Below are 13,864 nucleotides of genomic sequence, written 5' to 3' on the forward strand. Positions count from 1 at the left end.
GGCCAGGGCCGCGGCCGCGATCCTGCCCGCCGTGCCGGACGGTGCGCTGGTCGAGGCGCCCAACGGGGTCGGCCCGCAGCTGAGCGGCCGCACGCGGGTGCTGCTGTGGGACGACCGGCCGCGCTGGGCCCCGTGGGTGGTGGCCGACGTGGCGGTACGGGACTTCCCGTTCCCCTCACTCCAGGCCCAGCGCGACCGGGTGACCCTCCTGCGGCGCGAGGGCTACTCGGTGGTCCGTCAGCAGGACGGGTACGTGCTGCTCAACCGGCCCGGATCGGTGCCCGACCTGAGCCCCCTCCGCTGATCACTCGGTCCGCAGCCGAACCGGCGCCACCGACCGGCTCAGCCGGCGCCGCGAGGAGAACGCGGCCAGGACCGAGGCGAGGACGCCCAGGCCCACCATGAACAGGGCGTGCGGGATCGCCCACAGCCACCACAGGCCGAACCGCAGCGGCAGGGCCATCGGGACGAAGCCGATCAGCGCGGCCAGCGCGCAGGCCGGAGTGGCCGCGATCAGGGCCTGCCGCATGAGCACGCGACGCAGCGCCGTCTCGGGTGTACCGGTGGCCTTGAGCGTGGCCAGCATCGAACCGTGCTCCAGGAGATATTCGGCGTGATGCACGAACAGTGCCGAACCGGCGACGGCGATCCCGACCAGCAGGACCAGGTCGAGAAGGATGAAGCTGGACAGCCAGAACGGCTCGGACATGCGGTGTTCGGCCAGCATCCCGGCCTGGAGGCAGCCGGCCGCGCTGCCGACCGTCACCGCCAGGGCGACGACCGAGAGCGTACGGCCCCACGGACGCGGATCCGCCTCGAGCGTACGGGCGGCGAGCAGCGTCTCGGCCGTGCGGGCACGGCGTCCGGCCACCCGTGCGCAGAAGCCGACCAGCATCCGAGGGGAGGCCGGCGCACCGGCCGTCAGGATGCCCAACGCGACCAGACCGGCGATCGGCCGTACGCGTGGCAGGACCATCGGGCTGAACAGCGCGACGACCAGGAGGAGAGCGGCCGCGATGACCAGCGGGCGGGTGAGCCGCCGGCGGCTCACGCGAGCCGCGCGGACCGTCACGGAGAGCGGGGTGGCCACGACGTGCCGGCCCGCGAGCATGCCGGACACCGCGGCGGAGGCGAGCACGATCACCATCGACACGGCGCAGAGGGCCGGCGGGATACCGACGTCCGCGGGCGATCCGGGATCGAGCAGCAGGGCACGCGCGGCCCACTGGACCAGGAGGTAGGAGACGGCGCCGGCGACCGTGCCCACCAGGGCCGAACGCGTGGTCTCCAGCGCGCCGAGAAGTCGCACCTGCGCGGGCGTCGCCCCGGCCAGCCGGAGCGCGGACAGCCGTCGTTCCCGGTCCGCGGACGCCAGCCGGCTCACCTGGTGAAGGAAGGCCGCCACCGGCAGGAGCAGGAGCGCGAGCGCCAGCGCGGTGCCGCCGCGCGTGCCGGACTGTGAGGCCGGGCCGAGCCATTCATTCAGATGCCCGCGCAGCGTCAGCACGTTGGCGGCGGCGAGCAGGAACCACGTGGCGGACGCGGACCCGGTGGCCAGTAGCCGCGCCCGCGTGCGCTCGACGGGCGATCCGCCACGGCCGAGCATGCGGGCCACACCGAAGAGTGCGCTCATGAATCCTCCTTCGCCGTCGGTTGCTCGATCCGCTCGCTCATGCCGCGACACCGGCCATGACGCCGTCGCGCAGGACGATCTCGCGGTCGGCGTAGGCGGCGACCTGGTTGTCGTGCGTGACGATGACGACCGTCGCCGAGTCCCGGCGGGCGGCGGACAGCAGCAGGGACAGCACGTGCTCGCCGGCGACCGAGTCGAGCGCACCGGTCGGCTCGTCGGCGAAGATGACCTTGGGGCCGGTGACGAGCGCGCGAGCCACCGCGACGCGCTGGAGCTCGCCCCCGCTGAGCTCCGTGGGACGTGCGCCGGCGATCTCCGCGGCACCGGCCTCCTCGAGCCGGCCGCGGGCCACCGTGATCGCCTCCTCGCGGCCGTGGCGGTCGAACAGCAGCGGCAGCGCGACGTTCTCCACGGCGGTGAGCTCGGGGACGAGCCGCCCGAACTGGAAGACGATGCCGAAGTGTTCCCGGCGGAGCCTCGTGCGCGCGGCGTCGTCGAGCGTGTCGACGCGCTGCCCGGCGTAGTGCACCTCACCGGTCTCGGGGCGCATGATGCCGCTCAGGCAGTGCAGCAGGGTGGACTTGCCCGATCCACTGGGTCCGGTCACGGCGACGACCTCACCGGGTTCGATCGCCGTGGACAGGCCCCGCAGGGCGCGCGTCCGGCCGAAGGCCTTCTCGATGCGGCGGGCTTCCAGGACGGTCATGAGCGGACCTCTCGGGTGAGTTCGTCGATGCGTCGCCGGGCGGTCTCCATCCACCGCAGGTCGGCATCGAGATGGTGGAGGGCGTAGTCGGCCGCGAGCAGCTCGCCGACCGTCGTTTCGGCCGTGTTCTTGCGCGCCGTCAGTTCGCGCATGCGCTCCAGATGCGCGCCGCGCTGACGCAGCAGGTAGTCGTCCGCCGAGCCCTCGGCGACCAGGGCCAGCACGACGCGGGTGAACAGCGGGCTCGAAACGTACGGCGCCGGCCGTTCGGTCTCGTCGAGCCAGCGGTGGACGTCGTCGGTCCCCTTACCGGTGATCTCGTAGACGGTCCGCTCGGGTCCGGCGTCCTGGGCGACACCGGTGACCGCGACCTTCCCGTCGCGCTGGAGCCGCTGCAGGGTCGCATAGACCTGCCCGTACGCGAGCGGTTTGGCGCCGGGGAGCCGTTCGTCGTGTTCGCGTTTGAGTTCGTAGCCGTGCTTGGGCCGCTCGGTGAGCAGGCCCAGCAGGATGTGCCCGGTCGACATGCCGGGGACTATACACGTGATGTATTCATTCGATGAATAGCTTGCGTCACGCCTCCTCGGCGAGCGCGGTGATGTGTGCGGGGACCGGGAGTCCCGGCGGCAGCGCCGGGTCGGGCACGGGCGGGCGGCGGACGACCCCCAGCGGCACGACCCCGGCCCACAGCCCCAGCGAGGCGTCGGGTCCGTCGCCGTCCGTCGGCGGCCCCTCCGCGACCTTCACCGACGCCTCGTCCAGCGGCAGCGCGAAGATCGCTGTGGCGGCCAGCTCCTTGCGGCTCGGCCGCCGCGCGTAGTCCCACTGGCCGGGCGCCGCGTGCTCGGTCAGGACGCGCAGCCCCTCGAGCTTGGCCGCCCCGGACAGCACGCGCGGCAGGCCGTACACCATGGCGCTGCGGTAGTTGACCCCGTGCTCGAACACCGAGCGCGCCAGCACCAGCCCGTCCACGTGCGTCACCGTCACGCACGCCGTCCGTCCGCCGGCCAGGCTCCGGCTGGCGACCGACCCGTGGAAGTACAGGAAGGAGGAGTCGAAGCCGTACACCGTCGGCACGACCATCGGAGTGCCGTCGACGACGACGCCGAGGTGGCAGACGAACCCGGCGCGCAGCACCGCGACCAGGGCCGCCCGGTCGGTACGGCCCTGGTCGCGCAGTCTCCGCAGCCGCGTCCGGTCGGTGGACGACAGCGGCGTCACAGCCGGGTCCACGCCTCCGTCAGCACCGACCGCAGGATCCGCTCGATCTCGTCGAAGTGCTCCGGCCCGCAGATCAGCGGCGGCGCGAGCTGGATGACCGGGTCGCCGCGGTCGTCGGCACGGCAGATCAGGCCCGCCTCGTACAGCGCCGGCGACAGGAATCCGCGCAGCAGCCGTTCGGACTCGTCGTCGTCGAAGGTGAGCCTGGTCGCCTTGTCCTTCACGAGCTCGATGCCGTAGAAGTAGCCGTCGCCGCGGACGTCGCCGACGATGGGCAGGTCGTTCAGCCGTTCGAGGCCGGCGCGGAAACCGGCCTCGTTCGCGCGGACGTTCTCAAGGATCTTCTCCTTCTCGAACACCTCGAGGTTGGCCAGCGCCACGGCGGTGGAGACCGGGTGCCCGGCGAAGGTGATGCCGTGCAGGAACGTCGCGGCGCCCTCGGTGAACGGCTCCATCAGCCGGTCGTCGACGAGCATGCCGCCGAGTGGCGAGTAGCCGGAGGTCAGGCCCTTGGCGAAGGTGATGACGTCGGGCCGGTAGCCGTAGCGCTCGGCGCCGAAGTAGTGGCCGAGGCGTCCGAACGCGCAGATCACCTCGTCGGAGACGAGCAGCACGCCGTGCCGGTCGCAGATCTCGCGCACCCGCTGGAAGTAGCCGGGCGGCGGCGGGAAGCAGCCGCCGGAGTTCTGCACCGGCTCCAGGTACACCGCGGCCACCGTCTCCGGCCCCTCGCGCAGGATGGCGCGTTCGATCTCGTCCGCCGCCCACCGCCCGAACCGCTCCAGTGAGTCGCCGTGCTCCGGGGCCCGGTAGAAGTTGGTGTTCGGCACGCGGACGGACCCGGGCACGAGCGGCTCGAACGGCGGCTTGATGCCGGCCAGGCCGGTGATCGACAGCGCGCCCATCGAGGTGCCGTGGTAGGCGATGTCCCGGCTGATCACCTTGTAGCGCTCCGGCTGCCCGGTCAGCTTGAAGTAGGCGCGGGCGAGCTTGAACGCCGACTCGACCGCCTCGGACCCGCTCGTGGTGAAGAACACCCGGTTCAGGTCGCCGGGCGCGAGGGCGGCCAGGCGCTCGGCCAGCTCGACGGCGTTCGGGTGCGCGTAGGACCACAGCGGGAAGTAGGCCAGCTCGCCGGCCTGGCGGCCCGCGGCCTCGGCGAGCTCGGTGCGGCCGTGGCCGAGCTGGGAGACGAACAGGCCGGACAGTCCGTCCAGGTAGCGGCGTCCCCGGTCGTCGTAGACGTAGGGTCCCTCACCGCGCACGATGACCGGCACGTCGGTGTCCTTGTACGCCGACATCCGGGTGAAGTGGAGCCACAGATGACGTTTTGCCGAATCCTGTGTGTTCATGGGCCGCTCAGCCTCCTTACGCTGGGTTATCGCGTTCCCCAGGAGTAGATCTGCTTGCGCAGTTTGAGGTAGACGAAGCTCTCGGTGCCGGTGACGGTCGGTATGGCCCGGATGCGGCCCAGGAGTTCCAGGAGGTGGTCGTCGTTCTCGCAGACGAGCTCGGCGAGCAGGTCGAAGGATCCGGCGGTGATGACGACGTAGTCGATCTCCTCCATCGCGGCCAGCGCGTCCGCGACCGTGGCGAGGTCGCCCTCGCACTTGACGCCGATCATCGCCTGCCGCAGGAACCCCAGGGACAGAGGGTCGGTGACCGCGACGATCTGCATCACGCCGGCTTCGAGCAGCCGCTGCACCCGCTGGCGTACCGCCGCCTCCGACAGGCCGACGGCCTTGCCGAGCGCGGCGTACGAGCGGCGTCCGTCCGCCTGTAGCAGTTCGATGATCTTCTTTGACGTCTCGTCGAGGGTCACCCCGGCGCGCCGCCCGTTCGGCGCCTGCCGGACGGGGGATGGGTGGTCGTCGCTCATCGAGTCCTCCTCGATGCGACATCGTGTCATCTATGCCTGGATTGTCAAGGAATCCATCGTGAAATCCGATTGTAACAACGGAATCCCTTGTTTCACCCCGGTTGTTCTGCCATGGTCGGGGCCATCCGTTTTCGGATCCGGAGGTCGAGGGTGACTCTGCGAAACTTCGTGGGCGGCGAGTACGCCGAGACCAAGGACGGCCGCGTCTCCGACGTGGTGGACCCGAGCACGGGCGAGCCGTACGACCAGGCGCCGGTGTCGGGACCCGCGGACGTCGACGCGGCGATGACCGCGGCCGAGGCCGCCTTCCCGGCCTGGCGCGACGCCACGCCCGCCGAGCGCAGCCTGGCCCTGCTCCGCATCGCCGACGCCATCGAGGCCAGGGCGGAGGAGTTCGTCCAGGCCGAGTGCCGCAACACCGGCAAACCGCTTCAGCTCACCCGGGACGAGGAGATCGGCCCGATGGTGGATGAGTTCCGGTTCTTCGCCGGCTGCGCACGCCTGCTCGAGGGCCGGCCGGCGGGGGAGTACCTCGCCGGCCACACCTCGATGGTCCGCCGCGAGCCGATCGGCGTCTGTGCGCAGGTCACGCCGTGGAACTATCCGATGGTCATGGCCACCTGGAAGATCGCGCCGGCGCTCGCGGCGGGCAACACCGTCGTGCTCAAACCCGCGGAGACCACACCGGTCACCACGCTCCTGCTGGCCGAGGTCGCGGCCGGGTTCCTCCCGCCCGGCGTGCTCAACGTCGTCTGCGGCGACCGCGACACCGGGCGCGAACTCGTGGCGCACCGGATTCCGCAGATGGTCTCGGTCACCGGATCCGTACGGGCGGGCAAGGAGGTCGCCCGGCAGGCCGCCGACACGCTCAAGAAGGTCCACCTCGAACTCGGCGGCAAGGCCCCCGTGGTCGTCTTCGACGACGCCGACGTGGAACGCGCCGCCCAGGGCATCGCCGAGGCGGGCTACTTCAACGCGGGCCAGGACTGCACCGCGGCCACCCGGGTGATCGCCGGTCCCGGCGTCCACGACGACCTCGTCGCCGCCCTGGCCGAGCGGGCGCGCCGGACCAAGGTGGGCCCGCCGTCGGAGGAGGACGCCTTCTACGGCCCGCTCGGCAACGCGGACCAGCTCGCCCGGGTGAGCGGCTTCCTCGACCGCGCGCCCGCGCACGCCGAGGTCGTCGCCGGCGGCGAGCGCCTCGGCGACCGCGGCTACTTCTACGCGCCCACCGTCGTCACCGGGCTCGCCCAGGACGACGAGATGATCCAGGACGAGATCTTCGGCCCGGTCATCACCGTGCAGCGCTTCACCGCCGAAGAACAGGCGCTGCGCTGGGCCAACGGCGTGGAGTACGGCCTGGCGGCGAGCGTGTGGACCACGGACCACGGCCGTGCGCTGCGGATGGCCAAGGGCCTGGACTTCGGCGCCGTGTGGATCAACACCCACATCCCGTTCGCGTCGGAGATGCCGCACGGCGGCTACAAACACTCGGGGTACGGCAAGGACCTGTCGATGTACGGGTTCGAGGACTACACGCGGATCAAGCACGTGATGAGTCACATCGGAGTCTGACTTGACCGAGACGAAAGAGGCGGGCGTCCCCGTCGGTACCGACCTCGCGGCGATCGAGCTGAAAGGCGTCAAGAAGACGTTCCAGGCACGCGGTGAGACGGTCGCGGCGGTCCGGGGTCTCGACGTGTCCATCGGCGAGGGCGAGTTCTTCTCGCTGCTCGGCCCGTCCGGATGCGGCAAGACCACGACGATGCGGATGATCGCCGGGTTCGACGAACCCACCGAGGGTGAGGTCTTCCTGCACGGCCGGAACGTCGTCGGCGTGCCGCCGAACAAGCGGGACGTCAACATGGTGTTCCAGTCCTACGCGCTGTTCCCGCACATGAGCGTGCAGGAGAACGTCGCGTTCGGGCTGCGCCGCAAGGGGGTCGCCAGGAGCGAGGCCGCGCGGCGCGTCGGTGAGATGCTGGAGATCGTCGACCTGAAGGGCCGGGAGAAACGCCGCCCGCGCGAGCTGTCCGGCGGCCAGCAGCAGCGCGTGGCGCTGGCCCGCGCCCTGGTCAACCGCCCCCGCGCCCTGCTGCTCGACGAGCCGCTCGGCGCGCTGGACCTCAAGCTCCGCCAGGCGATGCAGGTCGAGCTCAAGCGCATCCAGCGCGAGGTCGGCATCACGTTCGTGTACGTGACGCACGACCAGAACGAGGCGCTGACGATGTCGGACCGCATCGCGGTGATGAGCGACGGCCGGATCGAGCAGCTCGGCACGCCGCGCGAGATCTACGAACGGCCCGCGACCACGTTCGTCGCCGGCTTCATCGGCACCTCCAACGTGCTGTCCGGCACCGTCGCCCGCGCCGGCGCGGGTCGCGCGGTCATCGAGCCCGGCCCGGAGGAACGGATCGTCGTGCCCTGCGCCGCCGCGCCGGGCGAGGAGATCGAGCTCACCGTACGGCCGGAGAAGATCGACGTCCGCTCCGATCCCCCGGCCGGCGACGGCTGCGCGCTGCGCGGCACCGTGACCGAGGTCGTGTACCTCGGCATGTTCACCAACTACAACGTGACGACCTCCACCGGCGCCGAGGTCGTCGTCTTCGTGCAGAACGTCTCCTCCGCGGACGACGTCGCCACCCGGGGGGACAGCGTCTGGCTGTCGTGGGATCCGCGCCACTCCTACGTGATCGGAGCCTGACCATGAACACGTCCCCCGCTCTCCTCCGCGGCATGACGGGCCGCCGCGACGCGCTCCGGCTCCTCGGCCTGACCGGCGCGGGCCTCGGCCTGGCCGCCTGCGGCGTCAAGGGTCAGAAGGCCGCCCCGCCGAAGCAGACCGACGTGCAGAAGTACTGGGCCGGCAAGACCAAGAAGGGCCACCTGAACTTCGCCAACTGGACCCTCTACATCGACAAGGCCAGGACGCCGCTGAAGGAGTTCACCCGGCAGACCGGTATCACGGTCACCTACCGGGAGGTCATCTCGGACGACCCGCAGTGGTTCGGCAAGATCGCCCCGCAGCTTCAGGCGGGACAGTCGATCGGCTACGACCTCATGGTGGTGACGAACGGCCTGGAGTTCACCAAGCTCGTCGAACTCGGCTACCTCGTGCCGCTCGACCACTCCCAGATGCCGAACTTCACCAAGAACGTGGGCGCGGCGTACCGGCAGGAGTCCTTCGACCCGGGGAACGTCTACAGCGTCCCGTACGCGACGGGGCTCACCGGCATCGCGTACGACCCCGCCAAGACCGGGCGTGAGATCACCAGCATCCAGGACCTGTGGGACCCGAAGTTCAAGGGCAAGGTCGGGATGATGTCCGACGTGCAGGAGATCGGGAACTTCGGGATGTTCGCGGTCGGCGTCGACCCGGAGAAGTCGACCCCGGACGACTGGAAGAAGGCCGGCGCCAGGCTCCAGGAGCAAAAGGACAAGGGCATCGTCCGTAAGTACTACGAGAACGACTACATCGACGCGCTGTCACGCGGCGACGTGTGGCTCACCATGGCATGGTCCGGCGACATCTTCCAGCAGAACCTCAACGAGGGGTCGAACCTGAAGTTCGTCATCCCCCAGGAGGGCGCCACGATCTGGACCGACAACATGATGATCCCCAAGACCGCGGACAACCCGGTCGACGCGCTGATGATGATGGACTTCTTCTACCGGCCCGAGATCGCCGCCGACCTCACGGAGTTCATCAACTACGTGACGCCGGTGCCGGCGGCCAAGGGGGTCATCGCGGCCGACGCCGCCAAGGCCACCGGCGCGAAGAAGAAGACGCTGGAGTCGGTGGCCACCAGCCCGCTCGTGTTCCCCAGCGAAGCCGACTACGCCAAGCTGCGGCACTACCGCTCGCTGACCCCCGCGGAGGAGAAGGAATACAGCGCCGTCTTCCAGCACATCACGGCGGGCTGACCGATGCGCCGACGCCTCGCGCCGTACGCGCTGATCCTGCCCGGGGGGCTCTGGCTCGCCATCTTCTTCGTGGTGCCGATGGTGGTGATGCTGTCGTTCTCGCTGATGCAGGGCGACGTCGTCAACGGCTTCTCGCTCACCTGGCACTGGCAGAACTACACCGACGCCCTGTCCGACTACGACGACCAGCTCATCCGGTCGCTGGTCTACGGGGTGATCGCCACCGCGGCCTGCATCGTGCTGGCCTACCCGGTGGCGTACTGGATCGCCTTCCGCGGCGGCGCGCGCAAGACGACGTTCCTGTTCCTGATCCTCCTGCCGTTCTTCGTGTCGTTCGTGCTGCGGACCTTCTCCTGGAAGTTCCTGCTGGCCGACGACGGCATCGTGCTGTCCCCGCTCAAGCACGCCGGACTGCTGCCGCAGGACTTCCACGTGATCGCCACCGGGTTCGCGGTCGTGGCCGGTCTCACGTACAACTACCTGCCGTTCATGGTGCTGCCGATCTACGTGGCGCTGGAGCGGGTGGACCCGAAGATGATCGAGGCGGCGCGCGACCTGTACGCCTCGCCGGCGCAGGCGTTCGCGCGGGTGGTGTTCCCGCTCTCGCTGCCCGGGGTGTTCGCCGGGGTGCTGATGACGTTCGTTCCGGTCAGCGCCGACTACGTCAACGCCACCGTGCTCGGCGGCACCAACAACACGATGATCGGCAACATCATCCAGAACCTCTACCTGGTGAACAACGACTACCCGCAGGCCGCGGCGCTGTCCTTCACGCTGATGGCGATCCTGCTCATCGGGATCTTCCTGTACGCCAGGGCGCTGGGCACCGAGGACGTCCTGGAGGTGGCGACGCGATGACGACGACGGCGACGGCGACGGAGAGCGCCCGTACGGCGCCGCGCGGGCGCTGGGGCGACCGGCTGCTCTTCGGCTACACCTGGCTGATCATCGTCTGGCTGTGCCTGCCGATCGCGGTGATGATCGCGTTCGGGTTCAACGACACCAAGGGCCGGCTCAACCTCACCTGGCAGGGCTTCACGTTCAAGTGGTACGGCCGGTTGTTCTCGGTGCCGGACCTGACCACGGCCCTGGTGAACTCCCTGACGATCGCGCTGATCGCCACGGTCGTCAGCGCCGTCCTCGGCACGCTGATCGGGCTCGCCCTCGGCCGGTACCGCTTCCGCGGGCAGGGCTCGCTGAACCTCGTGCAGTTCGCCGCGATCTCCGCGCCGGAGACGGTCATGGGCGCGTCCCTGCTGTCCTTCTTCGTGCAGCTGAACGTCGGGCGCGGCTACTGGACGATCGTCATCGCGCACGTCATGTTCTCGCTCTCGTTCGTCGCGGTCACCGTGCGCTCGCGGGTGCTCACCCTCGATCCGGCGATCGACGAGGCGGCCCGCGACCTGGGGGCGACCGGCTGGACCGCGTTCCGGCTCGTGACCCTGCCGATGATCTTTCCGGCGGTGCTGGCCGGCGCCCTGCTGGCGTTCGCGCTGTCGATCGACGACTTCATCATCACGAGCTTCAACAGCGGCTCCACCCTGACGTTCCCGCTGTGGATCTGGGGTGCGCAGAAGAACGGCCTTCCGCCGCAGGTCAACGTCATGGGCACGCTGATCTTCGCGGCGGGCATGCTGCTCGCGGTCGGCAACGCTTTGCTGGCCCGGCGGCGCAGGTGAGGGTCTGATGGACGCGCTGAGGGCACTGGCCGATGCCGAGCCCACGCCGTACTGGCTGACCGATCCGGCGGTGCCCGAGCCCGCCGCCGCCCTGACCGGCCCGGTCTCCTGCGACCTCGCGGTCGTCGGCGGCGGGTACACCGGACTGTGGACCGCGCTGCGCGCCCGGGAACGCGACCCGTCGCTCGACGTCGTCCTCCTGGAGGCCGACGTCGCCGGCGGCGCCGCCTCCGGGCGCAACGGCGGCTTCTGCGCGGCGAGCCTCACCCACGGGCTGGGCAACGGCCTGGCCCGCTGGCCCGAAGAGATCGCCACGCTGGAGCGGCTCGGCCGCGAGAACCTCGACGGCATCGAGGCCGCGCTCGCGCGGTACGGCATCGACGCGGAGTTCGAACGCACCGGCGAACTGGCCGTCGCCACCGAGGACTGGCAGCTCACCGACCTCGCCGAGCTGGCCGGGCGCGCGGAGGAGGCCGGGCGGAGCCTGGAGCTGCTCGACGCCGGGGCCGTGCGGGCCGAGGTGGACTCGCCGACCTACCGCGGCGGTCTGTGGGACCGGGACGGTGTCGCGCTGGTGCACCCGGCCAAGCTCGCCTGGGGACTGCGGCGGGCGTGCCTGGCCGCGGGCGTGCGGATCTTCGAGCGCACCCCGGTGCGCGCGATCGAGGAGGAGGGCGGCGGGCTCCGGCTGCGGACGCCGTACGGCACGGTCACCGCCGGGAGGGTCGCGCTCGGCACCGGCGGCTTCCCCGCGCCGCTGCGCCGCCTGCGCCACTTCATCGCGCCGGTCTATGACTACGCGCTGGTCACCGAGCCGCTCTCCGACGCTCGGCTGGCCTCGGTGGGCTGGCGGAGCCGTACGGGCGTGGGCGACTCCGGCAACCGGTTCCACTACTACCGGCTGACCGCCGACAACCGGATCCTGTGGGGCGGCTACGACGCGATCTACCATTTCGGCGGTGCGGTCCGCGCCGAACTCGAGCGCCGGCCGGCCACGTTCGCGACGCTCGCGGAGCACTTCTTCGCGACGTTCCCGCAGCTCGACGGCGTGCGGTTCACCAACGCCTGGGGCGGCGTCATCGACACGTGCAGCCGGTTCTGCGCCTTCTTCGGCACCGCGTACGGCGGGCGGCTCGCGTATGCCGCGGGGTACACCGGGCTCGGCGTCGGCGCGACGCGGTTCGGCGCGGACGTCATGCTCGACCTGCTGTCGGGCGAGGAGACCGAGCGCACCCGGTCGGCGATGGTCCGCTCCAAGCCGGTGCCGTTCCCGCCGGAGCCGCTGAGGTATGGCGCGGTGCAGCTCACGCGCTGGTCGCTGGCGCGCGCGGACCGGCGCGACGGCCGCCGGAACCTGTGGCTGCGCGCCCTCGACGCCTTCGGCGTCGGCTTCGACTCCTGACCGGGCTCAGTCGTCGCCGTGGCCGAACGCCACCGCGGAGATGTCGAGATAGATCGACTCGGGTTCGGGGACGTACTCCACCTTCGACAGGGCCTGGTCCTGGCCGGCGGACTCCAGCACGATCGTGCCGTACCCCAGCATCCGGCCCAGGATCGAGCGGTCGACCGTCAGGTCGGTGACCTTCGACAGCGGCATCATGTCGACGCGCCGCGTGAGGATGCCGTGGACGAGCATGGCGCGGACCTTGGTGACCGCGAAGAACTCATCGGACCACTCGAACACCTTGAAGGCGAGCCGGGAGACGACCATCAAGAATCCCACCCAGATGATGGTGATGGCCGTGGAGTTGTGCACGAAGCCGGTGAGCACACCGGCGAGGATCAGCGCGCCGAGCGACTCGAAGATCTGCTGTAGGAACACGGCGGGATGACGACGGATCAACACCGTGTCATCGTCCATCTCCTGCGGAAGCAGGTATCTCTGGAGGTGGTGCGGATTGACGTTGCGTACAGCCAGAAAACCCGGGATCGGCACGTCCGCACTCTAACCCGAGGTCGCCGCGTTCGTGATCCATTTGGCCGCGCGTGGCCTGTTCTCCGGAGACCCAGTCGCCGGTGACGCCGTCGGTGCGGAGGCGGCGCGCGGCGAACCGCCCTCACGTCCCGGCGGCCGCGCTCGCCTCGTAGGCGGTGACGATCGCGTCCAGCAGCCCCGGGAAGCGGCGGCCGAGCTCCTCCTCACGGAGCGCGGTCCACCGGCGCGTGCCCTCCTCGCGCTGCCGGATCACCCCGGATTCGCGCAGCACGCGGAAGTGGTGGGACAGCGTCGAGGGCGCGACGTCGACCGGGAACGTCCCGCACGCGCGCTCCGGCGCGGAGCGCAGGGTACGGACGATCGTCATCCGGGTCGGGTCGGACATCGCGTGCAGGATGTCCAGAACGTCGAAGTCCTCCGGCTCGGGATGGGTGAGCGCCGTACGGCGGCGCTGGGATCTCGGCATCGTTCCCTCTTTCATTCGACAAGCATCGTACAACGGTTGTACGGTTTTCGTCGTTCTACGAACATCGAAAATCGAAGGAGCCGTCATGCGCGCACTGGTCATGACCGGGCCGTCCCGCGACGCCGGTCGGACGAGCGTCCTGGAGGCCGAGGAGCCTCGGCCGGGCGCCGGCGAGGTGACCGTCGAGGTGGAGTACGCCGGGATCAACTTCCTCGACGTGATGGCCCGCCGCGGTGACCCCGGTTACGCCAAGGCCTGGCCGTACCGGCCGGGCCTGGAGGTGTCCGGGACGGTCCGGGAGGTCGGGCCGGGCGTCACGGGCCTGGAGCCGGGCCGGCGGGTCGCCGCGTTCACCGGTGGCGGCGGCCTGGCCGAGGTCGTACGGGTGCCCGCCGCCTCCGCCGTGCCCGTGCCCGCCCG

At 70.5% G+C, this 13,864-nt stretch carries 15 protein-coding genes and 1 pseudogene; 8 read left to right on the forward strand and 8 right to left on the reverse strand.

What is annotated here, in order from left to right:
- Nucleotides 1–304, forward strand: a pseudogene (locus ACFFNX_RS24930) (hypothetical protein); the annotation flags it as partial.
- Here ACFFNX_RS24930 and ACFFNX_RS24935 read toward each other — a convergent pair.
- The 6 genes from ACFFNX_RS24935 to ACFFNX_RS24960 are packed head-to-tail and all read right to left on the reverse strand — an operon-like array spanning nt 305 to nt 5,439.
- Complete coding sequence (locus tag ACFFNX_RS24935) at nt 305–1,633, reverse strand: FtsX-like permease family protein (RefSeq protein ID WP_378206910.1); 1,329 nt, start codon at nt 1,631–1,633, stop codon at nt 305–307.
- A 37-nt stretch (nt 1,634–1,670) separates the two neighbouring features.
- Entirely contained in the window at nt 1,671–2,339 is a 669-nt protein-coding gene (locus ACFFNX_RS24940; RefSeq protein ID WP_378206913.1) for an ABC transporter ATP-binding protein, read from the reverse strand.
- Nucleotides 2,336–2,866 carry a PadR family transcriptional regulator gene (locus tag ACFFNX_RS24945; RefSeq protein WP_378206916.1) on the reverse strand — a complete coding sequence of 177 codons (531 nt, stop codon included), beginning with the start codon at nt 2,864–2,866 and terminating at the stop codon, nt 2,336–2,338. The genes ACFFNX_RS24940 and ACFFNX_RS24945 overlap by 4 nt, the downstream gene beginning before the upstream one ends.
- 46 nt (nt 2,867–2,912) lie before the next feature.
- Nucleotides 2,913–3,572: a pyridoxamine 5'-phosphate oxidase family protein gene (locus ACFFNX_RS24950; protein WP_378206919.1), complete on the reverse strand. Its 660-nt coding sequence runs from the start codon at nt 3,570–3,572 to the stop codon at nt 2,913–2,915.
- Nucleotides 3,557–4,912, reverse strand: coding sequence for an aspartate aminotransferase family protein (locus ACFFNX_RS24955; RefSeq protein ID WP_378206922.1), 1,356 nt, complete (start codon nt 4,910–4,912; stop codon nt 3,557–3,559). Before ACFFNX_RS24955 ends, ACFFNX_RS24950 begins: the two co-directional genes overlap by 16 nt.
- 26 nt (nt 4,913–4,938) lie before the next feature.
- On the reverse strand, nt 4,939–5,439 hold the full coding sequence (locus ACFFNX_RS24960; protein WP_378206925.1) for an Lrp/AsnC family transcriptional regulator: 501 nt from the start codon (nt 5,437–5,439) through the stop codon (nt 4,939–4,941).
- Between the two features lie 150 nt (nt 5,440–5,589).
- On the opposite strand from ACFFNX_RS24960, the gene ACFFNX_RS24965 reads away from it, so the two are divergent.
- The 6 genes from ACFFNX_RS24965 to ACFFNX_RS24990 are packed head-to-tail and all read left to right on the forward strand — an operon-like array spanning nt 5,590 to nt 12,444.
- Entirely contained in the window at nt 5,590–7,014 is a 1,425-nt protein-coding gene (locus ACFFNX_RS24965; protein ID WP_378206928.1) for a gamma-aminobutyraldehyde dehydrogenase, read from the forward strand.
- Between the two features lies 1 nt (nt 7,015).
- Entirely contained in the window at nt 7,016–8,143 is a 1,128-nt protein-coding gene (locus ACFFNX_RS24970) for an ABC transporter ATP-binding protein (protein ID WP_378206931.1), read from the forward strand.
- Between the two features lie 2 nt (nt 8,144–8,145).
- Nucleotides 8,146–9,363 carry a polyamine ABC transporter substrate-binding protein gene (locus tag ACFFNX_RS24975; protein WP_378206934.1) on the forward strand — a complete coding sequence of 406 codons (1,218 nt, stop codon included), beginning with the start codon at nt 8,146–8,148 and terminating at the stop codon, nt 9,361–9,363.
- 3 nt (nt 9,364–9,366) lie between these two features.
- On the forward strand, nt 9,367–10,221 hold the full coding sequence (locus ACFFNX_RS24980) for an ABC transporter permease (RefSeq protein WP_378206938.1): 855 nt from the start codon (nt 9,367–9,369) through the stop codon (nt 10,219–10,221).
- Nucleotides 10,218–11,042 carry an ABC transporter permease gene (locus ACFFNX_RS24985; RefSeq protein ID WP_378206940.1) on the forward strand — a complete coding sequence of 275 codons (825 nt, stop codon included), beginning with the start codon at nt 10,218–10,220 and terminating at the stop codon, nt 11,040–11,042. Before ACFFNX_RS24980 ends, ACFFNX_RS24985 begins: the two co-directional genes overlap by 4 nt.
- 7 nt (nt 11,043–11,049) lie before the next feature.
- Nucleotides 11,050–12,444 carry an NAD(P)/FAD-dependent oxidoreductase gene (locus ACFFNX_RS24990; RefSeq protein ID WP_378206943.1) on the forward strand — a complete coding sequence of 465 codons (1,395 nt, stop codon included), beginning with the start codon at nt 11,050–11,052 and terminating at the stop codon, nt 12,442–12,444.
- Nucleotides 12,445–12,450: 6 nt separating this feature from the next.
- Here the strand turns inward: ACFFNX_RS24990 and ACFFNX_RS24995 are convergent, their stop codons facing one another.
- Together ACFFNX_RS24995 and ACFFNX_RS25000 are read right to left on the reverse strand one after the other, a co-directional pair.
- The gene (locus ACFFNX_RS24995) at nt 12,451–12,903 is read right to left on the reverse strand and encodes a PH domain-containing protein (protein WP_378206946.1); all 453 of its coding nucleotides are present in this window, start codon (nt 12,901–12,903) and stop codon (nt 12,451–12,453) included.
- Between the two features lie 196 nt (nt 12,904–13,099).
- On the reverse strand, nt 13,100–13,444 hold the full coding sequence (locus tag ACFFNX_RS25000) for an ArsR/SmtB family transcription factor (RefSeq protein WP_378206949.1): 345 nt from the start codon (nt 13,442–13,444) through the stop codon (nt 13,100–13,102).
- A gap of 85 nt (nt 13,445–13,529) precedes the next feature.
- Between ACFFNX_RS25000 and ACFFNX_RS25005 the strand changes: the two genes are divergently transcribed.
- On the forward strand, nt 13,530–13,864 hold a 335-nt coding region (locus tag ACFFNX_RS25005), incomplete at its 3' end, for an alcohol dehydrogenase catalytic domain-containing protein (protein ID WP_378206952.1).

It is taken from the genome of Actinoallomurus acaciae, from assembly GCF_042429965.1.
GTDB classification, from domain to species: domain Bacteria; phylum Actinomycetota; class Actinomycetes; order Streptosporangiales; family Streptosporangiaceae; genus Actinoallomurus; species Actinoallomurus acaciae.